This window comes from Pseudarthrobacter sp. MDT1-40-2, assembly GCF_059383595.1.
This window is the reverse complement of record NZ_JBWZCL010000001.1, coordinates 1,219,712-1,244,444: the sequence shown is the minus strand read 5'-3', so window position 1 is coordinate 1,244,444 and position 24,733 is coordinate 1,219,712. Positions and strand designations below refer to the sequence as shown.

The window sequence follows — 24,733 nt, the reverse complement described above, 5'->3', positions numbered from 1 at the left end:
GCGGCTATCGGTCGCTGATGAGCTGGCCTTCCGCGGGCCTCTGCGACACCAGCTGGAGGTTGGAATCGAAGACCGACAGTAGATCGGACTGGGTAACAACAATTCGTCCGTCGGAGATTCGTCGAAGATCGCGTACTGGCGCATCGGATTCCAGTTGCGCATTGGCTACGACCTGAGGGCCATTACTGACAGCCACTATGCTGACAGTGCGCTTCGACCCCAATGTATCGTCGGTGACCACGTGATCGGAATCGACGGCGGCCACGAGGCGCGGAGTCTCCACGCCTTGAGTCTTCGCTGTTGTTCCTTGGTCGTCTATGAAATAGAGCCCAGGGCGGTGGCCAGGCACTGTCGATCCAACTGCAAGTACGGTGTCAGTCCCTGCCATGCAGAGGTCAAAAGGCTCACCTGGAATGGGAGTTTCGCTAAGCGTGATGGATGATTCCGGTGCCGCTATTCGCCCAAGGAGTATCCCGGCGCCCTTGTTCGCGGCGAGTATGAGCCCATTATCTCCCTGTCCCAGGACCTGTGGGAGGAAGGGCAGGGGCAGACGCTCGGCCTCTGATGGCCCATACAGGGGCATCAATTCGGCCACTGATTCACCGGATGTCCCAGGAAGGACGGAAAAAAGGGTCTCTCCGAGAATGCCACGTACTCCCGAATCAACGGCGTAGTCAAGAGTTTTTACGCTCTCCTGCCCGGGGTCGATGATGGCAGCTTTTGTGATGCCATCGCCGTTTGACCATACAAGCACGACCCGGCCACTGCCGTCGACCGCAGGAATGGTCGTAACGGTGGCTTCCGCCTTCATCCCTACCGCGCGGTCAAGTTCAATCGCGCGGGCCCACGTTCCTTCGTCGGGGGTCAGAGCAAGCAGATATGGTTTTCCATTAGTGCTTTCGACAGCGAAAGCCGCCGAGCATCGCCAGGCGAAGAGCGCCGGGGCGGATGAGCAGGCAGTCAGTCCCGTGACTGCAACTACCCCGGCAAAGGCGAAAAACTGCCGCCGTGTTGTCACTAGATGCTCCTGAGTATTTCGATAACCGGGTGACGGACCGCCCGGCCCATGACGAGCCAGACAACCAGGGAAAAAATGACGAGAACCAATAGGTTGCCGAGGGCAAGAAGTCCGAACGGTGTTGAGCCGGAAGCAAGGTCGGCCCCAGCGGTCAAGCTGCGAAGCTGGTCTTCTACAAAGGGACTTACAAGAAGCCCCAAAGCCGTGCCCATGAGTTGTGCGCCACAGCAGACCACGGCAGTTTCTGTCATCAGCACGGCACGCAAGCGCGTGCTGCTCCAACCAAAGGCCTTCAGGACTCCTATGTCCCGGCGCCGCGCTTGGCCGATACTTTGTGCGAGTGCCGCTACTGCAACTGCACCGACGACAAGGAGCGCACCAAGCATGACGGAAGATACAACCCGAATCAGATTGATTACACCCGGAACAGCTCCGAGCTGTTGTGACTGACTGATGGCATGAATGCCCTGTGACTGTAGCTTTTCCAGTATGGGGGACACATCGGCTGCGGTCCGTGCCACCATGCTGATCCGTTCGTAGCCCTGTCCGGCCAGGTACTGCTCCTTCGGCACACCTGCCCTGGCAGCCGCCAGCTCTATGACTGTTTCTATGGGGGCATATGCGGCGTTGAGGGCGTCCACCTGGTACCCCGGATCGCTCAATGCGACAACGCGCATCTTTAGTTTGGCGGTGACGCCGGAGTTTTCGGTTCTGGCTTCTGTGTAGATAAGGTCGGCTTCGTTGTTGAGAAGACCGGTGAGGTCGTTGCCGTCAGCGGTGGCCGGAAGAACCACGGTCCCTGGTTCCAGCTCCGTTGCAGGAGCGGTTCCCACCAACAAAGGAACTCCGCCGTGCGGGTTCCATGGCAGGAGGGTGAGAGCGGATAACTGGGGCTCCAAACCTACCGGGACTGCGATAACGGGTTGTGCTGATTCTATTTCTGGAAGAGCGCTGATGTCGCGGAACGTGCTTTCCGTTAGAAGCCCCGCATCGTTGTAGGCGATGATCGTGCGCAGGGTCGAGGAATCATCGAGGCCTGCAGTCGCCTCAGCCTGGGCCATCGCTCCCAGGACAGTGCCAACAGTAACCGAGGCGCCACCAATGACGAGTAGGAAAACCAGCCCCAGGTAACGCCGCGGAGCTCTCCGGATTCCAGCGAATATGAGCGAAAAGAGTGTCATGATTCCTTGTAATTCAGTCGGTGTTGGAGCCGGTGGCCGGATGCGCCGGGGAGACGTTGGCAGGGGCAATGCTGCCGTGATCCAGAACGATTATGCGGTCGGCGTACTCGGCCGTGGCGAGATCATGGGTAGCCACGAGAATCCCTACCCCGGTTTGGGCAACCGCGCGCATCTGCTCGCGGACGTTCTGTGCAGCTGCCGCATCCAAACTCGCCGTGGGCTCGTCAGCCAGGATCAGCCGAGGCGCTCTAACTAAGGCGCGGCAGAGCGCAACCCTCTGTGCTTGTCCGCCCGAAAGCGCCCCGGGAAGCTTTTCGGAGTGTTCTGTAAGTCCCATTCGAGCGAGGAGCTTCAGGCCCGTGCGGGAACGCACTGAGGTCCGATCGGCAAGTAGGGGAAGGAGCACGTTTTCCAATGCGGTGAGATGGGGTGTCAGCGTTGGCTCTTGGAACAGGAATCCAACGTGGGCCGCTCTGAGCTTGGTCCGTTCCGCCTCGCTGAACCTTTCTGTTGACTTCCCACCCATAATGACGCTGCCTGAGGTGGGATTTTGGAGGAGTCCGGCTACTGCCAGCAGCGTAGATTTGCCCGCCCCTGAAGGACCGACAAGTGCAACCAGTTCTCCTGAACTGACGGTGAGTTCGATGTTCTCCAGGACTGTTTGGGTTCCTGAACGCGTTCTAAACGACTTTCTAACCGAATGAAGCTCCACGACTGGTTCGCCGGGTGTTCCGTACATGTTTCCCCTCAAGAGCAATAATGCAGGTGTTGCTGTCAGATGGTGCTGCTGGTGAGTATTTCGAGTCCTCAGTCTGCTTGTCTTAGTTCTATAACCATCTGCGCTACGGCGCTCGTGGATGCGTAGTCCGGGAACGAGCCGTCCGCATGCACCGTGTACAGGGCAGAAAGCTCGCCTTCCCCGTGGCGGCGGGCGATTTCGGAGAGCAGCATTCCCTGCGTTTTTTCGCTTAGCTGGCTCCCGGAAGCAGATGCAACCTTCGGTAAGGCCGCGAGTACCGAGGTCGCCGTGCCTTGGGGGGAAGCAGAGACCTCATCAACGGCGTTGCGAACGGCTTCTGCGTCAGGAGCCTTTCCCGTTGAGGCGGTTACATCGACGAGGATCTCTGCCGGTTGGTTGGACCAGTCCAGATCAGCGAACATGAGCGGAGGCAGGTCCCCACCGTAGTGATCCACGGCAGTGCGGCATCGCCCGACCTGGCGTGCTGACGGTGGCGTCACTGTTTGTTTGGCGCAGCGCAGCGCGGCATCCCGAACAGCCGCAGCTACTGGTTCTGTAGGGGCCTGGCCGAGGTGGTACATGAGATCGCCCCAAATCGCTATGTCAGCGTCGGGCCAGGAGTCAAAGCTCTCCTGCTCGCCGTACCGCAGCACGGAGCCAGGATCTATAACAGTACTTGGATCCTTGCCTATGGCCTTAGTTGTTTGGACTGCGTAAAACATACCCTGCACGTTTACGGATGGGGTTCCGACACGTCTGGTGAGCCCGTCCTTGTTGAAGGTTGCTTTCAGACCATGACCAATATCCTGGTAGGCAGCTGCGTCACCTCCGGCTGCTAGAAATCCCTCAAGTGAGTAATAAGCCCACCACGGGTCGTACTGCATGAAATGCTGCGGGGCGAGCGTCTGGGTAAGTTGCCTGAGGCGATCGGGGCGTGTACCGCCGACGTAGGCTGAACGCTTGGCTTCGGCAAAGGCTGAAAGAAGGGCCACCTCGTTTTGAGCTCCAGCGCTAGTGTCGAGGGCTGCCTCAGTGAACGGGCAATGCGACAACTGGCTGGCCGCCGCCTTGTCGTCCGGCTGTGCGGCCAGGATCGTCTCCACCAAATGCACTTGCACAAAGGTGTTTCCCTCGCAGCGGGCGAGAGCGTCGCGCGCCACGGCAACCGTTCGAGGATCCACGGGCAATCCGGCCGACTTCAAGGCAACTGAGGCGGCCCATGTGCTGAGCACGGTAGCAGCAACGTCTTCCGGAGCGTGTTCCGGCTTGTCTTCCACCCAACCGCTTGTAGCGGTCCACCCGGCAAGACCCGCCACATCTGCTTCGCCGAGGCTGCTGGAATTCATCGCGAGAGCGGTGAAAAACGCACTCCAGACTCCATTGGACGGAGCATCCGGAGCCTCCGTGAGCTCCTTGAGCAAGTCCTCGGAAAGCCTCGGGCGCTCAATACCCAGACGGTCAAGGACCGCTGACGACCAGCCGGTGGCGTCCAGTGATGGCGTCCCATATACGGGTGGCGAAGCCAGCAGACCATCCGGTCTCTTCAGGGTCGCCATAGTAGCCATGATTTCGTCAGAGTTCAGCCCGACCTTGACAGCCGTGTCGTTCCCGCCCCTCAGCGACAGGAACCCGGCAGCGCCCGCCACCACAAGGACAGCCAGCAGCAGAGCAATTGCTCCTCTGCGGCTTAGCCCTCTTGTCCTTGTGATGGCAGGCGTAGTTCGGTCATCCGAAGATGTCATACCCACTTCTGGACGGAAGCCGAGACAGTCCGCGGCGATCCGAAGTACGGAACGTTCGCATTACCGGAAGACGAGCCGGTCACGTACAGGTAGAAGTTGTTGCTGGTTGAGTTCGATCCGGCTCGGTCAGAGATCCACGTGTTGTAGTTCGTCCAGGTTGTCGAGAAATCCTGGTCGCTGGACGTCGCTCCTGATGCATTACCAAGTGAGACGCCTACGCCGGTGACTCCAATGTAGGCGGTGTTGGTGATCGATGAAGCGTAGCTCGGACCCGACCCGGAGCCCAGGTACTTTGTGCTGGTCGTATAACCAAACGGATTGCCAGAACCCAGCCAGACGTTGGCCTGAAGGTAGCGTCCCCCCGCGTAGTAGTAATTCGACGAAGCGCTGACTGCGCTGGCCGGTTGTGCGGCAACTAACCCCGCCGCTAGAGAAGCGCCGACTGCCAAAATTGAAGTCGCGACTTTTACTGCTTTCATTCTTTTGTTTCCTCTCTGGATATCTTTTTAGTGAACCCGGAAAGGAGCAGGTAAATCTAAATTCGCCACTTTTCAGTTTGCGATTGCAGAGCCCCCCACTCTCCCCCGCGTTCATCCAAACACAGGTTTGATGACCGCGCAACCAGATTTTCGATTCAATTGACATTGTCCAAGGAGGCAGTGTGACAGCTGTGACGTTGCGCGCTAGGGATTCGCACGATGAAACCTCCAACTTCCAGCGCTGTTTTTGTCAACAAGATGACAAATTTTAATAAAATTGGTCAATATCAAATAAAATCAATCTCGTCCAGTCACAGAATAGCGCGCTAATCGAGTGTAGGTGCAGTGAGTTTGTACTCGATTGACGGACGCTCAGCTGGCATCGGGCGCACAGTTCCATGGTGACGGTCCGTCACCAGACCCAAACAAACCGGACTGCGCGCAACTATTTATCTTTAGATCTTTATGAAGCGAGGCGGCAAAATTGGGTCCAAGCAGGCCTCGGGCTTCGGACCGGGATTGCGGCAACTGGAGAAGATGTTGCGTTGCTGCGAGCGAAATCAGGCTCCCGCGCGAACCTGATCGTCTCGTCCACGACTGTCTCCTCTGCGAAGCTGCCATTCCTGCGATCTCCTGGTTGCCAGAAGTGCGGGCTGTGCGGATCGTGGGGCTTCGATTGATTCCGGTTGTTGCTTAGCGCGGCGGCGTCCGCCACCAGGAGGTCCAGTTCTGCAGTCCAGAAGGAATCGAAAGCCTGCCTCATCCCGGCTTCCTCGAGGCTGTAAAACCTGTTGTGCCCGGACTGCCGTGCCGACACCCGGCCAACTTCGGCCAGGAGCAGCGGTCGCACAAGAAATCATCCGGCGGCAGCCGGCGCGCCGGCGCTGTGGCAGGGAACGCTGGACAGGGAGTTCGCCCTGGGCAAACATGGCAGGGGAAGGCCTTCGAAAAAAGTTGAGCGTAGTACACTCAAGTTAAAGATTTCCGTGTCCCGAAAGGAGCTCCCATTGGACGTCAAATTCACCACCAAGAGCCAGGAGGCTCTTTCGGCGGCAGCCATGAACGCATCGACCGCCGGCAACCCGCAGGTGGAGCCCCCGCACCTGCTGAAGGCACTGATGGACCAGCGCGAAGGTGTGGCGGTTGCCCTGCTCCGCGCCGCCGGCGCTGATCCTGACGCCGTCAGTGTCCAGGCCAGCAACGCGATCAAAGCCCTGCCCGCGAGCTCGGGAAGTTCCGTCCAGCAGGCACAACTGTCCCGGCCATCGCTGCAGGCGATTCAGACAGCGCAAACGGAAGCCGACCGCCTCGGTGATTCCTTCGTCTCCACCGAGCACCTGCTGCTGGGCCTTGCAACCGGAAGTGACGGCGTCGGGCGGCTAATGCGCGACGCCGGAGCCTCCCATGAAGCACTCCTCGCCGCGCTGCCAGGCGTCCGTGGCGACCGCAAGGTTAACTCCCCGGATCCCGAAAACACCTTCCAGGCGCTCGAGAAGTTCGGCACCGACCTCACCGCTGTGGCGCGGTCCGGCAAGCTGGATCCGGTGATCGGCCGCGACTCGGAAATCCGCCGCGTGATCCAGGTACTGAGCCGGCGCACCAAGAACAACCCCGTGATCATTGGTGAGCCAGGGGTGGGCAAGACGGCGGTGGTCGAAGGCCTGGCCCAACGCATGGTTGCCGGTGACGTTCCGGAGAGCCTGCGTGGCAAGACCCTGATCGCCCTGGACCTTGCGTCCATGGTCGCCGGCGCCAAATACCGCGGTGAGTTCGAGGAACGGCTCAAGGCTGTTCTGGAGGAGATCAAGAACTCCGACGGGCAGATTGTCACCTTTATTGATGAGATCCACACGGTAGTGGGCGCAGGTGCCACTGGCGATTCCTCCATGGACGCGGGCAATATGCTCAAGCCCATGCTGGCCCGCGGCGAACTGCGGCTGATCGGTGCCACCACGCTGGATGAGTACCGCGAGAACATCGAGAAGGATCCTGCGCTGGAACGCCGTTTCCAGCAGGTCTACGTGGGCGAACCCAGCGTGGATGACACCATCGGCATCCTCCGTGGACTCAAGGAACGCTACGAGGCACACCACAAAGTGGCCATCGCTGACTCCGCGCTGGTTGCAGCTGCCACGCTGTCCAACCGGTACATCTCCGGCCGCCAGCTACCGGATAAGGCGATCGACCTCGTCGACGAGGCCGCCTCCCGGCTGCGCATGGAGATCGATTCCGCCCCGGAAGAGATCGATCAGCTCCGCCGCGCCGTCGACCGCCTCACCATGGAAGAACTGGCACTCAGCGGGGAGACAGACGCCGCTTCTGTGGATCGGCTGGCCGCGCTGCGCGCTGACATGGCGGACAAGAAGGAACAACTCAACGCCCTCAACGCCCGCTGGGAGGCAGAAAAGGCCGGCCTCAACCGCGTGGGTGACCTGAAAGCCAAACTGGACGAGCTCCGGTCCACGGCTGACAAAGCGCAGCGTGAAGGCGACCTGGAAACGGCGTCCCGTGTGCTTTACGGGGAAATCCCCGCTTTGGAACGCGAACTGGACGCCGCCGCGCAGGCCGAGGCCGAGGTTGCGGACAAGTCAGGCCAGATGGTGGCAGAGCAGGTCACTGCTGACGACATCGCCGAGGTCATTTCCGCCTGGACGGGTATCCCCGCAGGCCGCATGCTGCAGGGGGAAAGCCAGAAGCTGCTGCATATGGAGCAGGAGCTGGGCAAGCGGTTGATCGGCCAGTCCAAGGCAGTACAGGCAGTCTCCGACGCCGTCCGGCGTGCCCGTGCCGGTATCAGCGATCCCAACCGGCCCACTGGGTCCTTCCTGTTTCTGGGGCCGACCGGCGTTGGCAAGACCGAACTGGCCAAGGCGCTCGCGGACTTCCTGTTCGACGACGAACGCGCCATGGTGCGGATCGACATGTCCGAGTATTCGGAGAAGCACGCCGTGGCCCGGCTGGTCGGTGCACCTCCCGGATATGTGGGCTATGAGGAGGGCGGCCAGCTCACCGAGGCAGTCCGACGCCGCCCGTACTCGGTGGTGCTGCTGGACGAGGTGGAGAAGGCGCACCCGGAGGTGTTCGACATCCTCCTGCAGGTGCTCGACGACGGCCGGCTCACCGATGGCCAGGGCCGCACCGTGGACTTCCGGAACGTCATCCTGGTGCTGACTTCCAACCTGGGCAGCCAGTTCCTGGTGGACCAGACTCTGAACCCTGCCAGCAAGCGGGATGCGGTGATGGCCACCGTGAATGCCTCCTTCAAGCCGGAGTTTCTGAACCGGCTGGATGAGGTGGTGCTGTTCGACGCCCTCACCGTTGACGAACTGGCCCGGATCGTGGAGATACAGGTGGCCGAACTGGGCCGTCGCCTGCACGAACGCCGCCTCACCCTCGAAGTGACCGAAGGCGCCCGTGCCTGGTTGGCCATGTCCGGCTTCGACCCGGCTTACGGCGCCCGCCCGCTGCGCCGGCTGGTGCAGCGCGAGATCGGCGACCGGCTGGCCAAGGCAATCCTCGCCGGCGATATCTCAGACGGCGACACCGTCCTGGTGGACACCGCTGCCGACGTCGACGAACTTACAGTCGAGGCTCTGGCCAACCCGACGGCGGCCGCCACCCTGGGTTCGGGCCTGTCCGTGACGCGGAAGTCCGGTTAGGGGGCATGCTTTCAGGTTTCGCCGCCGGGAGGTAACAATATTAGGGCCATGATCAGAACCGGGCCAGTGTCATATGCCTGCTGGGCATGTGCAGGAAGTGCATTTCGGACCTCGTTCTGACTCTTTGGCATCGATGCCGATGCCGGGATCAGTCCCCTCCAGCGCGGCCAGTGCCCCTTCCGTGTCAGGCCGAGCGATGAAGAATGCCGGGATTTCAAGCGCACGGAGCCTCGGCGTCCAGGAAACCAGTCCCTGAGGTTTATCCAGGCTCGGCGGTAAGCCGATGCGGGTGCACCGTATGAGTAGTTTCCGGCCCAATCCCGTTCAATAAAGTGCTGCTGCATGCAGTCGTAGCTTCCTCAGTGGCCAGTGCTTCATGCGAGGGCCACCCGCCAGTCGTAAGGGGGCGGGTGTTGGGCTGAAGGGTGATGGCAGTGCCGGTGGTAGGCCCGGCGCTGTTGTCACGAGCAGGCGTTCGCCCATTCATGCCCGCGATGGATTGTTTTTGCGTAAACTTTACGATAGTTTCCTTATGCAGTGAAATGCATGCCGGAATGGGCAGGCGAAGCAGAATTCAAGGACAAAAAATGACCATTCACACGGAGGCATTTTTGAGACCGCAGTGCACCTTCGGAAGGGTCTGACAGCAGCACCTACTGAAGCAGATACGCAACCATAAGGAAGTTTCATGCCCTCTACTCCCCAACTGCTCAACGACAACGGTGCTTGGTGCTGGTTTCAGGATGAGCGCGCCTTGATCGACCCCGTCGCCAACACCTTACTGGCGGGATCCGTTGCTGCGCCCCAAGGCCCCGGCGGTGAACACCGGGCGGGAAACATTGAAGTCGCTGTTCTCGATCTGGCAACAGGCCAACGTGCCGTCCATGTGCTCCATGAGCGCCTCGAGTCGGATGACCACAACGCGCCAGCCCTCCTCATCCGTCCCGACGGACACTATGTCGCCATGTACGCAAAGCATAAGACCGATAATTTCTCACGATGGAGGGTCACGGCGCGTCCGCATGACGCGTCTGAGTGGTTACCGGAGCAGGTCTTTGATTGGACTGAACTGGCCGGCGGCAGGGGCGCGACGTACTCGAACGTTTACCGGCTTTCGGCAGAGGCGCGAACCTACAACTTTGTGCGCGCCGTCAACGATGACCAGTCCATCATGGTCTCCGAGGACGACGGCAGCACGTGGAGCTACGGCGGGAAGCTCTTCACCCGCCCTAAGCTCGGTTACGTCAATGGCTACACCCGGTACTCCTCGGACGGAACCGAACGGATCGACCTGACCACCACGGACCACCATCCGCGAGATTACAACAACAGCATTTACCACGGCTACATCCAGGGCAATGCCCTTCACACTAGTGACGGCACCGTCGTCAGTAAGCCCGTCCTGGGTTCGGACGGAATCGACCAGAGCGAGCTGACCACGATTTTTCCCGCAGGACTGGAACTGGACGGTGACGTCCTGACACACGGCTGGACCTGCGATGTGCGACGCCAAGGGGAACAGATAGCGGCAATAATCTCCTGCCGGGCCAATGACACCAATGGCGCCTTACAAGGGAACCAACAGCTTGACGTCGACGATCACCGCCTGCTCTACGCCAAGTTCGACGGCAGCAACTGGAGCCTCCGGCCTTTGGCGAAAGCGGGGGCAGCGCTCCTGCCGCACGAACAGGACTACACCGGATTAGGGGCAATCGATCCATACAATTTGGACCGGGTCTATATCTCGGCCCCAGTCGATCCCCGCTCGGGCCACCGCACCGACCACTATGAGATCTACGCCGGCGGAACGGCAGACTGCGGCCGGACTTGGCAGTGGGAACCCGTAACGGCAAATTCGGATGTAGACAATCTTCGGCCGCTGGTAGTTCCGGGGGAGCAAGGGCTGCGTATTGTGTGCTGGTTCCGCGGCAACATGACTTCCTCACAGGCCTACGACACTGAGATCGTCGGGCTCAGCTTGCCATCCTCCAAAGGCCAGCAAGGCGGTGACCGCTGACGCCGGACTTAGAGTAGTGGATATTGTCAGATAGAGTTCGAGGCCCCGTCCAAAAGTGCAGTCAACACACGGCCTCCTTGGTCAGGATTATGTGTACTTGGACTGCCAGGCCTAGGGCGTGTCTGCTTATCGTGGTGCCCGATCTGGTCCGATGGCTCCGGGATTACAGCTTTTGGTACGTAGCGTGCGCTGGAGAGCCCGGTTCGCTCGGGACGAGTACCCCTTGGCGCCCATAACGGCGTCCGGGCGCGTCATGGGCGGCCAGCCTCCCAACCGTGGCAACCTAAACTGCCTCCACGACAACGAGAACATCGGTTGGTCCCCGCCTTGACCGGGACCCAGATCACAGCCGGAGGCCGCACCGCGTGCACGAAGGACCTGAAGGATTGCACTCCGATCTTGGTGAGGGACTCGCCAACGACAACTACTACGGGTTCACCGAACCGGCTGGAAAGCCGGGGATGAGTACTCTGCCTTCCCCCGAGAATTCTGGCTTCTAATACCCCTGCCAAATGTGGGAGTGGCTGTTGCAGCCCTTATGAGCATGCCATCGTCGGGTGCGGTGTCTCTGGAGCCGCGCATAAGGTCGTGGCCCACACCGCGGCCGCCCGGGCGGCCGCGGTCCTTTCAGTTGGTTTCCTCGGCTGGGGGTGCACTTCCGGGAGTGCAGATCTGTCCCACCAGGCCTATGCTCGGTAGCACATGGTCACTCTCGGAAGATTCCGTTCATAGCAGCACGGGTGCCCAGCCGCGGAAGGGTGCTTTGTCCTGGAGACGGATGATGCGCAGACACGACAGGCCGTCAGGCGTTGAGGATGAAAGTCGTCACGCTCAGTGAGGGCAACGGTGCAGTGAAGCCATTTCCCGTCCCGGAGATATCCGGTTGGTTCTGGAGATTGCGCGTGGAGTCGGTCATCCAGGATCGAACCTGACGAACCCTGGTTCCCTCCAGCTTTATCGGCTGCGTGACAGCATTGGCTGTTGTGTTGACTGCGACTACGACGACTTGGCCAGCGTTGCCGATGTACGCGGAGGTGAGCACGCCGGCCTGGGGCTCCTTTGCCGTATCAATGCGTGTGTAGCCGGGGCGGACGAACTTTGAGAAGTGGGCGATCATGTAGCCCCGCTTGCTGATCGATCCGTCCTCGAGAATCGGTCCGTACCCCCGTCTGATGTACCACCATACGTAAGCCTGGAACTCTGCATCCACAAGAGAATGGTGGACGTGCTCGGCCACGCGGAGTGCTTCAGGCCAGAGGTTTGCCGAGCTGGAGCTGTTGGGGTAGTACACCTCGGTCATCCACAACTCCTTGCCCGCGCCCTTCTCCTGGAAGAGCGGGTAGGTAAAGTCCGTGTACTTGGTTCCATACAGATGGGCGCCGATGATGTCCACGTTGGCAAGAGCTGCGGGATCGTTAAGGATGGGGTCCGACACGGACTTTACATACTGGTACGATTCCGGCGCAATGATGCGTGCGTCGATCTGGCCGGCATAGTCGCGCAGGAAGCGGTTCAGCTCATCTGTGGTCCACCACGTCCAAGTGTGGGCGTAATCGGGCTCGTTCTGGATCGAAATACCGTAAAGCTCTACGCCGTTGTCCCGCATGTAGTGAACAAAGTCATTCAGGTGCTGTGCATAGGCGCCGTAGGCGTCGTATCGCAGCCGTCGGGCAGAACCCGGGGCTGTGTACGCGGCAGCCATCAGGACGTCTACGGCAGGACCACCGGAGCCGGTGGTGACGACCTTGACCGGCCACTTGCCGGGTGTCATCTGGGCCTGGATCGACTTCCACTCCCAGGTTCCGGCTGCCGTTGCACTGAAAGTGACTCCTGCCGCCACGAGTGCACCCGCAACGTAGATGTCAACCTGGGTATCTCCTGCCGGCGCGGTGTAGCGGAAGGCCAGGTTTTTGGTCCCTGAAGACCCGATGACGATGTCGTTGAACTGGACGCTCGCACCCGAAGTGGCGTCGAACTCAACGTAGCCGCCGCCCTGGTAACCTGCATGGTCGGTGGCGACGTGGGCGTTGACGAGCACGCCGGCCTCCGCCTCGTACTGGCTGCCTTGCGGCACCCCGCCGTCATGTTCGAAATACTCTATGAGATGGGCGGGCGGGTTCCAAGGTGATGCGAAAACCAGCGCGCCTTTTGCTGCCGCTGCTTTCGCCGTCCCGAGGTCAAGCGGCCAATGTGCCCTGTCTTCATTTACAGGAATTCGCAGGATTGTGAGTCCGAGGTCGTTGCCGCCGTTGTCGAACGCGGTGTTCCTCTGTGTTGCTGTGAGGTCACCAATCCACTTGGCATGCGTCATCCCTCCGAAGCCGCGGATGGTCTGGCGCAGCCGCCCCGGTTCCAGCAGGAGTGCTCCCTTGCGCGCTTGAGGTGGCATATAGGCGTTTCCGGATGATGCGGCCCCGAGCGCTAGTGGCACTGCAGCTATTCCGCCGGCCAGGACATTGCGGCGGCTAATCGCGGGGAGGGATGGCTTCTTTGTCATTGTTCTCTCGCATTCTTTGGATCGCTTGATGTTTGACCTAAGGTGTTCCGGTTCTTGGTCTTCGGGCACGGAAAGCCCGGGCGTGTGGTACCGCGGCCGCCGGCCGGTAGAAACAGACAACACGGGCGTCGCTTGGCCGCCCTCGTGCACCATTGAGACCGCCAGAGGGCCTTGGGAATGATAGATGGTTCGCCTGTCTCTGGAAGCGGTTCGTTTCTGCGATGGCCGCTCCCGGATCCACAACAAGGTCGTTCTCGCCAGGAGCGCAGTCACGGACTCAGCGAAGCTGGTTCTCGAAGTAGGGTCAGCTCAGGCTGCCTGGGGTATTCGATGTGAGGAGCGTTGTTCGCGGCTATCCACCCGCTGTGGAGAAGGCCTGCAGCGCCCGGTAGGGATACCGCCGATCAGCGACCCCTACCGGACGGCTAATCTCAGCGGATTTTGACGGGGACGGGTGCTTGGGATGAAGTGGAATTACCAGCGCGATCCCGTCCGCTGACATACAGGTGATAGGGACCTGGCTGGAGGGCTGAGGTATCGAGCTGTGTTTCCCATTGTTCTTTGCTTACTACGGCGTCCGCAGTAAGCGCTACCGTCCCGGGCTGCCCAGGCGCCCGCAACTCCACGGTAACGTTCTCAATGCCCGCCTGCTCATCGCTGGCCGTTCCGCCCACTGTCAAGGGGCCGTCTACATGGGTTCCGGGCCTTGGGGTCGTGATGGACAGGGCTGGCGATGTTTGATCGGGGTCGGTGACCAGTGTGACGAGGGAGCGCGCCGGCAGCTTAAGGCTGGTGCGGTCGCCGGCGGCTGTGGCGATGTCGTGTGAGGCCTCGAGGCTGTGCGAGGAATCTGTAAGATACGCCGTCACGGGCAGATTGAGGTCTATGTCTGTGTTGAGGGCTTCGGTGCCTGTGTTGAGGATTTCTACTACTTTGGCCCCGTTGGAGTTTCGGTAGGCGGAAATTTTCGCGTTGGTGAGTTGGTGGTCAACGCCGATGCGTTCGGCATCCGGCTTGATGAACCGGCTGAATGCTGAAAAGGCGTGAAACCTTGAGGAGACGCGGTAGGTGCCGGCCGTGTCGTTGATCTGCATGAGGGCTGCGGTGCCGCCCCGGGATGCCCCCAGCCAATACAGGTATGCGCTGGCGTTGGCTTGGGCGAGGGTGTCATGGATGTGCTCGGCGATCTTGATCCCATCAGTGACCTTCCCGCTGTCCCAGGCCTCATTCCAACCGTCTTTAACGCTGGACGGGGCCCATTCGGACATCCATGTACGGACCGGTGCCTGAGGATCATAATTGGATCGGCCTGCGTACGAGTGGGCGGTGTAAACGTCGAGTTGTTCCAGGGCTGTGGGGTTGGCCGCGATGGCGTCCAGGTAATGTTCTCCTGCGGGCCAGCCGAATGAGTCGCAGCACGCGACGTCGATGCCGGCATTCTGCGCGTAGGGCCCGAAGTGAGCGACGAACTCGGCCGCCTGTTCGGGGGTGAACCGCATCGATTCGTAACTGGTGGTGTAGTCGGGTTCATTGGTAAACCCGATCGTGGCGATATCTATCCCTTCCTGGGCATAAAACTTTGCATACTGAAGCAGGTAGTTTGCATAGGCGGTGCGCCAGTCGCCGCTGTCGCAGGTGGTTCCCTGGAGGCCGCAGAGGGTGCCTCCCTGGTTGTATGTTCCGTTGGTTTTCATGTAGCCGGGGGCCGTCCACGCGTTGGCGTAAAAGCTGGCAACTCCTCGCTTCTGCGCTTCCTTCGCGAACCACACTTGGCCGCTGTCCCAGCCGTCCCATACGTATTGGGGTTCGGCAGCGGGGCCTCCCGGGTCCTTTGGCTGGATGGAGATCATTTTGTCACCGGTTGCCGTCGGGCTTCCGCCGACTCCAAGCCGCAGGATGCTTGGCGCCGCGCCAACTTCAGGATCCAGAAGCAGGTTCATAACCTCTTCCCGGGTCTGCTCAGGCAGATTATGAATCCACGCCGGGCGCTGGAATGCGGTGGAGTAGCCAAAGCCCTCAATCTTCTGATGGGTTTCGTCCGGCAGCAGGTCGATGGCCGGGGAGTCCAATGCTGACGCTGGTGCAGTAACCGTCCCCAAAGCGACTACGGCTAACACCGTGGGAAGCGACAAGAACCCTAACAACTTCATTTACCCTCTCCTTTGAAAGTTTCCGGCTAGCGCCGAAACTTAAAGATACCCGCTTGCAGTATATGGGTCAATAGAAATGGTGCAATAAGAGGTAACCGCGCCACCAAAACAGGTGCTAGGCAGCGCCAGGCTTGAGGATACTCTCGGATACTTTAGGTATTTATTCATCGGGTCTGGCACAGGATTGTGCTGCTTCCATCACTCAGAAGCGAGATCAGTGAGGAGCCGAGTGCGGGGAACTTGTGGAGTGGAGTGCGCAGCCGAACTATCGACGCGTGGGCCGTCCACGTCGTGATTTTTACAACCGGTCCCGCCCCCGTCTGCAGGAGGTCTTTCTGCGCCAGCGCTGCCGCAGTTTTTTAAGGTCACTCGCAGGGGCGATTGACTGAAGCACGACCGGCGCCACTTCCCATCCGAACCGGCGCCATTCCAATCCGATATGGCAGAAAGGCAGGCAGTCGGCGAGGCGTGTAGGCGTGGCGCGCGTTGCTAGGAGGCGAGTTCTGGGGAGCTCAGGTGTCGAAGGGGATGGGTTGCTTCGGCGGTAGAGCCTCTTACAATCAGCTCGGTTCCGAGTTCGATCCGTTGCGGCAACTCTTCATCGCCTTCCAGGTGTCGAAGTAACGCACGGGTGGCTGTTTCTGCCATCTGCACTACGGGCTGGCGGATGGTGGTGAGGCCCGGTTCAACCCATTCGGCGGCGGGGATGTCGTCGAAGCCTACGATGGACAAGTCATTAGGGACGTTCATTCCAAGGGACCGTGCGACACGGTACGCGCCCAGGGCCTGAGCATCGTTTCCGGCGAATATGGCGGTGGGGCGGTTATCTAGGGACAGCAGTGTGCGAGTGGCCAGTTCGCCGGCTTCAATGGAGAAATCTCCAGGTACGACGAGCGCGGGGTCTGCGTTGATTCCGGAACGGCGCAGCGCAGCAAGGTACCCGTCTTCGCGGGCGCTGCTGCACTGTAGATCCTCCCGCCCGCGGATCATGCCGATCCGTTTGTGTCCGAGCTTGAGAAGGTAATCCGTGGCCGAGAAACCACCGTCCCAGTTTGCTGCGCCGACGGTCAGGAGGTCCGGGCCCGGCTGCCCAACGGGATCAATCAGAATCAAAGGGATGCCCAGTGATTTGATGCGCTGGATTTGCTTAGAGTCCAGTTCGTACACGGCAAGCAGGACTCCGTCCGACTTCCGCTCGGCGAGGTTGGCGAGCCAGGAGCGGATCCGCGCTCCGTCGGGGGAGAGGCTGCTGACCACGGTTCCGTAACCGGCTTCCTGTGCCACCCTTTCCACGCCTTCAATGATTTCGCCTGCCCATTCCGTGTTAATGGCTGGGAACACAAGATCGATCAAACCGGCTTTCTTGCGTGGCTTCGCCGCCCGCCGCGCGTAGTCGCGGCGGGCGATGATCTCTTCTACCTTTGCGCGCGTTGCGGCTGCGACGTGGGAGTGGCCGTTCAGGACCTTGGAGACCGTGGGCACGGATACGCCGGCTTCGGCGGCGATTTCGCTGATCGTCGCTCGGGGCGTGTCCTGCTTGGTCACCATTAGAGGTCCCTTCGTTAGCGCCTACCTAGACCACCATTTTCGGATAGTTGCCATGCCTGGATTCGCCCGCACATTCCGAAAATCCTGTGTGGTTTGCTTACCCCTATCGTAGTCCTTGCTTCCTGCAAGTAGAAACTTTCCATGGAACCGAGAGAATCCAATTGCCGTCCGGTCAGGTCAGCCTGCCGCCGGGCCCCACCGGCCAAATATTGACTCCAGGTGGCTGTCTTACCGCCCACAAGGCGCACAGCTGCGGCATGAAAGTCTGCGAGGGCCGATACCCCGGCCTCCTGCACGGCTGCTTTCAGTTCCAGGTATCCCTTCACAGCCAGATCCCGTCGGCGTCGTGCAGCAGCTTCGGCGGCTGCGTCATCGCTGTCGGCGTCGCTGGGGGAAAGGTGAGCGGCGCGCGAGTAGGCCTCGATGTCTACCAGGTGCTCGGGCGGGAAAGTCATGACCGCGTCGCCGTTCTCGGGCAGCCCGGCATTCTGCATGACGATGAGCACGCGCAGGTCTCCGGAGTCGTTGATGGCTCGGTGGATTGTGCCAGGGGTAAACCAAACAATCGTACCCGCGTTGAGAGGTGTGGAGGTGAAGCCGCGTGAGTCGAGTGTCTCAAGCCTGCCGGTCCCCTGCTGTACTACGTATGCCTCCGTGGAAGCAGTGTGCATGTGGGGAGAGCCGCCGGCTGCCCCATCTGCAGCCGGCCAGTCATAAATGCTGACCTCGGACACGGCTGTGGCGCCTGGGAATGAATTGCACACCTCAGATCCACGCCTCCAAGGCAGCCTTCGCCTCGGCCGCCAGCGTCGTTGACGTGTCCGCGTCGGACTCGCCATCGGCGATGATGACGGCGTAGCGGTACTTGAGCGGTTCCCCTTCTTTAAAGGGGACTACTTCGCTGAAGAAGGGGGCCGAGCCGAGGCAAGCAAATGGCGAGGAACGGGCGAACCACTGGTTGGATGCGCCACGGTTGCCCTGGTCTTCTATGAACATGATGGTGGACTTCCGGCAGGTGCCGTCATGCTGGCCGGTAAAGGCTATCCAGGGTGAGCGGGTGCCCATGAGTTCGTCGGTGCCCGTTCCGGCATCGGAGTGGAAGCTGCCACCGGTAAATGCCCGGGGTCCACGCCAGAAGAGTCCACCGTAGCCTGCGTTGTCGCGGCCTTCCGTGGTGGGGCTCCCGATGCTGATTTCGGCGCCGGAGACGTTGCTCATTTCGGTTTCGAACAATAGCGCCCATGCCTTCCCGGAGGGCAGCAGCTGGACGGCGAAGCGGCGCCGTTCCCTGATCAGGGGTGCTCCCTCCTCGCCAGGCCGGGCAGGCTGGGCCGTCCAAAGCAGGGACTCGCTGGCCGATATTCCGGTTTCGGATTCCTCGATGCTGCTGAACGCCTGGTGGTTCATTGCCCCATTGTTCTCCAGGTTCGAGTAGCCGGACTCACGGGTGTAGGTTACTCCGCCCCAAAAATTGTGGTCGCCCACATTTGGCAGTGCCCAGGAAAGTCCCTTGTGCCATACGTGATCCCAGGGGCGATAGATGGTTACCTCGTCGCCTTCCATGGTGGTGAGCGGGTGGAAGTAGGGCCGGGGGCTTTCGTACTGGTCGTTGATGGGACGGTAGGTGTAAGTGGCGATTTCCTGCGCCCCGATGGAGAAGGTGAGAGACCTGCCGTCGTCGGCGTAGCTTAGGTCTTCAGTCAAGGCGCGTCGGGCTGTATTAGTCACAAGTTTCTCCGTTGAACTGGTTGGGAGTTAAGAGCCTGATGTCGAGGCCAAGGCGCGGGTGCCGCGGCCCTCGCCGTCCATACCACCGTAGAAGGGGTGCCCAGGGACGATTTCACCCCGCCGCACCGGCCGCCTGGTAAAGGCTGAAGCATAAATCGCGGCAGCCAGTTCAAGGGTCTGCCGCGCTGAATCGGCGTCGGCCGGGAGGGGGAGGCCTGCGTCAAGCGCGTCGTACATCGCCAGGAATTGCGCCGAGTGCCCGCTGCCCCGTTCCAGGGGCTGTGAAGACCATGCCCGCGAAACCTGTCCCTCATGGCCGGGGGCAGGAGTGATGGTCCAGTCTTTGGTGTTGTAACCGTAGAGGTGGCTGAGCTCGATCGTGGCGAACTCGCAGTCAATGCGGATGTCTGAGGTTTCCCGTGGGGAAAGCAGCGAGTTGATGATCGTGGCCGCCGCACCGTTCTCGAACTGGAGTAGTGCCGCTGAGAGGTCCTCGGTGGATGTGGGGCGCGCCTTACGGGATGCGATGGCGGTGACTTCCTTCCACGGCCCAAGCAGGTGGAGGAGGAGGTCGAACTGGTGGATGCCGTGACCCATGGTGGGGCCACCGCCCTCCGCTTCCCAGGTGCCGCGCCAGGGGAGGTCGAAGTATTCGTCTGGGCGGTACCAGAGGGTGTCGCAGCGCGCGACGAGGGGGCGGCCGAAATCGTCGCCTCCAATCAGGGAGCGTGCAGCGTTTGAGGCGTCACCGAAGCGGTGTTGGAACACGCACGAGAACTGCGCGCCGCCCTTGCTCTCGGCGGAGCTGAGACGGTCAAAGTCCGCCAGGCTAAGGGCCGGAGGCTTCTCGGACAGGACATGGGCGCCGGCTTCGAGGCACTCGATAGCCTGGTCAATATGCAGCATGGGTGGAGTGCACAGGTGCACAATGTCTGGCTTAGCCTCTGCCAGTAACTCCGTCAGGCTCTGGTAGCGGCCGGGGATGCCGTGCTGGTCGGCGAACGCCTGCAGACGCGCCTCGTCGACGTCGCACGCACCCACCAGCTCGGCTCGATTATCCGTTTGGGCCAAGTTGGATGCGTGGAACGCTGCAATCCCGCCGGTCCCCACGATGGCTACTCGATACGTCTTCATAAGAGACTCCATTATCACGATAATTCTAAAAGCTATCCGAAAGTTTCTTGGTTGCCTCGGCAGGCCAATCCGCGCGGATAGCCTGTTATTTTTGCGGTTATCCCACGTTAGGGAGGGAAAGTGAGGGAAGTCAAGAGATTTAGATTTAGAAACTAAACGGTAGTTTCTGATAGTTTTGTTCTACGCATTCGTAAATTGAGGAGAAGCCTGTGAGCACCGGCGCCGCCGAACAGCACGCACTTGCCCGCGTCCCCGCTTCGGGCGTCGTCGACTACCTGATACGCGAGATGACTTTGGAAGAAAAGCTCGCGCAACTGGTAGGCGTGTGGGTGAATGCTTCCACCGAAGGTGATTCCGTAGCCCCGTTGCAGAGTCAGATGGCGGGGGACACCCGTTCGTGGGACGAGATCATCTCGCACGGGCTTGGCCAGATCACGCGCATGTACGGCACTGTTCCGGTGGAGCCTTCTGAAGGCGCACGTCGCCTTGCGGCCGCGCAGGAGCAGATCAGGGGGGCATCCCGTTTTGGTATCCCTGCCCAGGTGCACGAGGAATGCCTTGCCGGGTTGGCTGCGTGGAAGGCAACGGCATTTCCGGTTCCTCTGGCCTGGGGTGCTACGTTCAACCCGGCCCTGGTGCAGGAGATGGCAGCCCGCATCGGCGCCAGCATGGGGTCCCTCGGGGTTCACCAGGGACTGGCTCCCGTACTCGACGTGGTCCGCGACCTTCGCTGGGGCCGCGTCGAGGAGACGATCGGCGAGGACCCGTACCTCGTGGGCACTCTCGCGACGGCCTATGTTCAGGGCCTGGAATCTGCCGGGATCGTCGCGACCCTTAAGCACTTTGTCGGGTATTCGGCTTCCCAAGCCGGCCGTAACCACGCGCCTGTCTCCATGGGTCCCCGGGAGCTGGCCGATGTCATGCTGCCGCCCTTTGAGATGGCGCTTCGCCACGGCGGTGCGCGTTCGGTGATGCACGCGTATACAGGTGTTGACGGCGTACCGGCCGCCGCGAACCGTGCGCTCCTCACCGGGCTGCTGCGCGAGCAATGGGGCTTCACAGGGACGGTAGTGGCGGACTACTTCGGCGTCGCGTTCCTGGGCGTCACCCATGGCGTAGCGGCAAACCCCGGTGACGCTGCGGTACTGGCCCTGCAGGCGGGCGTCGACGTTGAACTTCCAACAGTTAACTGTTTCGGAGAACCTCTGCTTGCCCGGGTCCGTGAGGGCGCCTTGGATGAATCGGTGATTGACGAGGCCCTCCGTCGGGTTCTTACACAAAAGGCAGAAGTTGGGCTGTTGTCCCCCGATTTCACCCCGGAACCCCCTGCTCTCTCCGGCCCCATCGAGCTGGATCCTGCCGAGAACCGGGCACTGGCCCGTGCCATCGCTGCGCAATCACTGGTGCTGTTGAGCAACCGGGAGTTCGCCGGGGCTCCATCCCTGCCCTTTACCTCGGCCCGGACTGGTTCCGTGGGTGTTGTCGGGCCACTGGCCGACGACCCCTTCGCGATGCTTGGCTGCTACTCCTTCGATGCCCATGTTGGAGCGTCGCACCCGGAAGTTCCCGTGGGGATTTCCATCCCGACGGTTGCAGGCGTCGCGGCGGCCCGGTTCGATTCGGTGAGGAGCTCCGTCACCGGAAACTGCGAGTCGGCAACCGAGGACCAAATCGCTGAAGCTTGCCGCGTGGCATCATCGGTCGAAACGTGCGTCGTGGTCGTCGGCGACAACGCAGGACTCTTCGGACGCGGAACCTCTGGCGAGGGAAACGACGCCTCCGATCTCCGCCTTCCCGGAGACCAACACCACATGCTGGACCGGATCCTCACTGCCTGCACTAACGCCGGCACCCGCGCGGTAGTGGTAGTACTCAGCGGGAGGCCCTACGCCCTGGGGGACTTCGTGGACCGGGCGGACGCAATCGTTCAGGGCTTCTTCCCTGGGGAAGCAGGCGGCGAGGCACTCTGGGACGTGCTCACCGGCGTCGTCAATCCTTCCGGCAAGCTGCCCGTCTCAGTACCTCGTTCCCCCGGCGGCCAACCGGGCACGTACCTTCACTCCCGGCTGTCCGGACCCACCGAGGTCAGCGCCTTGGACCCCTCGCCACTGTTCGGCTTCGGCCATGGCCTGTCCTACACAACCTTCGAGTTGTCAGGTCATCAGTGCACCGCACCGGCAATGTCGACGGCGGACACCGTCACCATCAGCTGCACGGTCACCAACACCGGTCACCGGGACGGCGCCGAAGTAGTGCAGCTTTACCTGGAGGATCCGGTGGGCGAAGTGGTTCGCCCGGTACGGGAGCTGATTGGTTACGCCCGTGTAGAGCTGGCAGCAGGCGCATCAGCCATCGTTGACTTTGCCGTCCACGCCGATCGCACATCCTTCACCGGGGTGGACCTGGCCCGCGTTGTCACACCTGGGCTCGTGAAACTGCACGTGGGGACCTCCAGCACGGCCGACGCGCATAGCCACGAAGTCATCCTGCACGGACCTCGGCGGGTGGTGGGGTTCGAGCGTGAGATGCTCACGCCAACAGAAGTCAGGTACTTGGGGTAAGGCGTGAGGAGCCTGGCTTCTTGAGGCGCCGTGAACGTGTGTTGAAAATGACCTTCACTCAGGGGCCGTGAGTTCAGGCATAGCAGGTAGAAGGCCCGGCAACGAAGGCAACAAGTCAGGCATAACCTTCCGACGGCCGTAGCTGAAGTTGCTGGATTCCAGACCACCCGGTACGGGTAGGTGGAGATGACATTAGAAGTCTCCCAGGCCGCTCGGAAAAGCGATTCCGCAATCTGATTCACAGTGCCGTACAGGCAGAAGTTCCACAGGAACATGCCGGCCGTATTTACCACTGACATAGAGTGCGGCAGATAGGCCACAGTCCGAACAAACTTCTTGAATGGCCGTACCAGATGGTGTTGCCATGGCGGCGTCGCCGCACGGTGCTGGAAGACTGCGTTGAACGAGGCGCCCGAAGCCTTCTCTGCTTTGATGATCTCGGCCAGGGAGAGTACCAAAAACCTGCCCTACTTAGTCTTGGGGTAGCTCTCCGGCAGAAGCAGATGTGGCTACCCTTCAGAATCATCCCGGGCGGTGCAAGCGACAGCTATTTGGGTTTTTTGTTGTCCCCCCCCCCACTCGGGCGCCGCCACACAGGGGTGCGGCTGAGAGGGATTGTTCTGGCGGACTTAGGCGGAAGCTAGTGCTTCTTGAAGTTCATCACGGATGGCGTCGCCGCCTTCGGCCTTCCAAGCCTTGACCCCATCATCCCAAGCGCTGACCGGCTGCCGGCCCTGCAGGATGTCATTTTGCAGGTCGGTCATCTTCTTCTTGATGCTGGTGCCCTTCTTGGACTGCGTCGGGGAATAGATGCCAGCCGTCGGGTCCTTCTTGCCCGTTGGGACGAGATCCTGCTGTGCCTGGTACTGGTCCTTGGTAGCCTTCTCCACTCCTGCCTGGTAGATGGGCCAGGGGGCGTCAGCCAGGTACTGGATGGACAGCTGCGTCTCGCTCTTGCCCTTGTCCGTGAGAATGGGGTCCGTGCCCTTCAGGTCGTAGTTAGCACCCTCTACACCATACTTTCGGAACAGGTATTCCTCGGTGCCGAATGGAGCGGACAGCCAGTTGAGAACGTTGAGCAGGGCCTCTACACGCCCTTCGCTGGCCTTGCTGATGGCGGATATCGAGTTGTTGGGATTGCCTAGCCAGATGGATCCCTTGCCGCCACCGTCGAACTTCGGAATCGGTGAGGCGGAAATGGCGAAGGGTCCCTTTCCCAACTGGATCTGGTAGAACTGCGGCCAGGCGCTAAAGGTGTCCCAGTGCATTGCGGCCGTCCCGTTGCCGAACCAGGCCTTGTAGTCCTGAGCGGAAGCGGCGAACGTATCGGGGTTTACCACCCCGGCCTCCACCATCTTCCGCGCTGCGGAAAGGGCATCCTTTTGCTCCGGGGCCTCATAGGCGCTGGTCAGCTGGCCGTCCTTTTCGGACCAGTTGAAGGGGATACCGTACATCTGGCGGATGTAGTCGGTGGGGGCCATCGTGAGTGCCCACTTATTGGACTTAGTGTCCGTCAGCTGCTTGGTCAGGGCGAAGAAGTCCTCGAACGACGTCGGGGCCACTTTGATGCCCTGGCTGTCCAGGATATCGGAGCGGTAGTAAAGGACGGAACTACTGAGCACACCGCGAGGGATGGGGATGCCGTAGATCTTGCCGTTAAAAACGGTGCCCTTCCAACTGTCCGTGGGGATGTTGGCCAGGAACGGATACTTCTTCACAGCATCACCAGATAGGTGCGGGGTGAGGTCTACGGCCTTAGCCTCCAGCAGCTGGGGCAGCTGAGGTGCGTTGCCGTCCACGTTGAACAGGTCGGGCAGGGAGTTTCCGGCAACGGTGGTGGCGAATTTCTGGCCGTAGTCCTGCCACGGGGTAATTGAGATTTCCAGTTCGGAGCCCAGCCGCTTGTTCAGCTCCTGCCAGTAGGTGTTCTGGTCCACGCCGGGCGGCACGGGGGTGGAGGTGATGGTCATCGCCGTGATTTTCTGGCCATCGCCCGGGGCCGAGGTGAATGCCCTCGTGGGCTGGGCCGGGTACTTCAGGAACGCGTCCATCACACCCTGCGTGTTGCCCGGCATATCCGGCTTTACGCCATCGTACTTGAGGTAGGTGGGCAATTTAACGGCGTTGTTGGAGGACTGAACTTCACCGCTGCTGGCGCTGCTGCCGCAGGCCGTCAGCAGTGGTGAGCCGACGGCGGCAAGAACAGCAGCGGATAGTGAACTTTTCAGGACGGAACGGCGGGAGACACTGAGAGACATGGAATTTCCTTCTTCGTCGAAG

The 24,733-nt window shown here is 60.9% G+C and carries 15 protein-coding genes; 3 read left to right on the top strand and 12 right to left on the bottom strand.

All coding sequences use genetic code 11. The features are described from left to right. Nucleotides 1-4 precede the first annotated feature (4 nt). From AC50X5_RS05795 to AC50X5_RS05775, 5 genes are all read right to left on the bottom strand, one after another. Complete coding sequence (locus tag AC50X5_RS05795; RefSeq protein ID WP_494975122.1) at nucleotides 5-1,018, bottom strand: hypothetical protein; 1,014 nt, start codon at nucleotides 1,016-1,018, stop codon at nucleotides 5-7. Further along, entirely contained in the window at nucleotides 1,018-2,199 is a 1,182-nt protein-coding gene (locus AC50X5_RS05790) for an FtsX-like permease family protein (RefSeq protein WP_494975121.1), read from the bottom strand. Before AC50X5_RS05790 ends, AC50X5_RS05795 begins: the two co-directional genes overlap by 1 nt. 13 nt (nucleotides 2,200-2,212) lie before the next feature. Then, complete coding sequence (locus AC50X5_RS05785) at nucleotides 2,213-2,938, bottom strand: ABC transporter ATP-binding protein (RefSeq protein ID WP_494975120.1); 726 nt, start codon at nucleotides 2,936-2,938, stop codon at nucleotides 2,213-2,215. 68 nt (nucleotides 2,939-3,006) lie between these two features. Beyond that, the gene (locus AC50X5_RS05780) at nucleotides 3,007-4,503 is read right to left on the bottom strand and encodes a hypothetical protein (RefSeq protein WP_494975119.1); all 1,497 of its coding nucleotides are present in this window, start codon (nucleotides 4,501-4,503) and stop codon (nucleotides 3,007-3,009) included. A 173-nt stretch (nucleotides 4,504-4,676) separates the two neighbouring features. After that, complete coding sequence (locus AC50X5_RS05775; RefSeq protein WP_493985893.1) at nucleotides 4,677-5,159, bottom strand: hypothetical protein; 483 nt, start codon at nucleotides 5,157-5,159, stop codon at nucleotides 4,677-4,679. A 1,007-nt stretch (nucleotides 5,160-6,166) separates the two neighbouring features. On the opposite strand from AC50X5_RS05775, the gene clpB reads away from it, so the two are divergent. Beyond that, a complete protein-coding gene (gene clpB, locus AC50X5_RS05770) occupies nucleotides 6,167-8,818 on the top strand; it encodes an ATP-dependent chaperone ClpB (protein WP_494975118.1) in 2,652 nt (883 codons plus the stop codon). Between the two features lie 688 nt (nucleotides 8,819-9,506). Then, entirely contained in the window at nucleotides 9,507-10,835 is a 1,329-nt protein-coding gene (locus tag AC50X5_RS05765; RefSeq protein ID WP_494975117.1) for a BNR-4 repeat-containing protein, read from the top strand. An 802-nt stretch (nucleotides 10,836-11,637) separates the two neighbouring features. Here AC50X5_RS05765 and AC50X5_RS05760 read toward each other — a convergent pair. From AC50X5_RS05760 to AC50X5_RS05735, 6 genes are all read right to left on the bottom strand, one after another. Next, entirely contained in the window at nucleotides 11,638-13,332 is a 1,695-nt protein-coding gene (locus AC50X5_RS05760) for a CBM35 domain-containing protein (protein WP_494975116.1), read from the bottom strand. A 431-nt stretch (nucleotides 13,333-13,763) separates the two neighbouring features. Next, nucleotides 13,764-15,482, bottom strand: a complete 1,719-nt coding sequence (locus AC50X5_RS05755; protein WP_494975115.1) for a glycoside hydrolase family 30 protein — start codon at nucleotides 15,480-15,482, stop codon at nucleotides 13,764-13,766. 489 nt (nucleotides 15,483-15,971) lie between these two features. Then, complete coding sequence (locus AC50X5_RS05750) at nucleotides 15,972-17,030, bottom strand: LacI family DNA-binding transcriptional regulator (RefSeq protein WP_494975114.1); 1,059 nt, start codon at nucleotides 17,028-17,030, stop codon at nucleotides 15,972-15,974. 14 nt (nucleotides 17,031-17,044) lie between these two features. Then, nucleotides 17,045-17,794, bottom strand: coding sequence for a cupin domain-containing protein (locus AC50X5_RS05745; RefSeq protein WP_494975113.1), 750 nt, complete (start codon nucleotides 17,792-17,794; stop codon nucleotides 17,045-17,047). A 1-nt stretch (nucleotide 17,795) separates the two neighbouring features. After that, nucleotides 17,796-18,758 carry a DUF6807 domain-containing protein gene (locus AC50X5_RS05740; protein ID WP_494975112.1) on the bottom strand — a complete coding sequence of 321 codons (963 nt, stop codon included), beginning with the start codon at nucleotides 18,756-18,758 and terminating at the stop codon, nucleotides 17,796-17,798. A 27-nt stretch (nucleotides 18,759-18,785) separates the two neighbouring features. After that, nucleotides 18,786-19,892 carry a Gfo/Idh/MocA family protein gene (locus AC50X5_RS05735; protein ID WP_494975237.1) on the bottom strand — a complete coding sequence of 369 codons (1,107 nt, stop codon included), beginning with the start codon at nucleotides 19,890-19,892 and terminating at the stop codon, nucleotides 18,786-18,788. A gap of 209 nt (nucleotides 19,893-20,101) precedes the next feature. On the opposite strand from AC50X5_RS05735, the gene AC50X5_RS05730 reads away from it, so the two are divergent. Then, nucleotides 20,102-22,453: a glycoside hydrolase family 3 N-terminal domain-containing protein gene (locus AC50X5_RS05730; RefSeq protein ID WP_494975111.1), complete on the top strand. Its 2,352-nt coding sequence runs from the start codon at nucleotides 20,102-20,104 to the stop codon at nucleotides 22,451-22,453. A 629-nt stretch (nucleotides 22,454-23,082) separates the two neighbouring features. Here AC50X5_RS05730 and AC50X5_RS05725 read toward each other — a convergent pair. Beyond that, entirely contained in the window at nucleotides 23,083-24,711 is a 1,629-nt protein-coding gene (locus AC50X5_RS05725) for an extracellular solute-binding protein (RefSeq protein WP_494975110.1), read from the bottom strand. Between the last annotated feature and the right edge of the window lie 22 nt (nucleotides 24,712-24,733).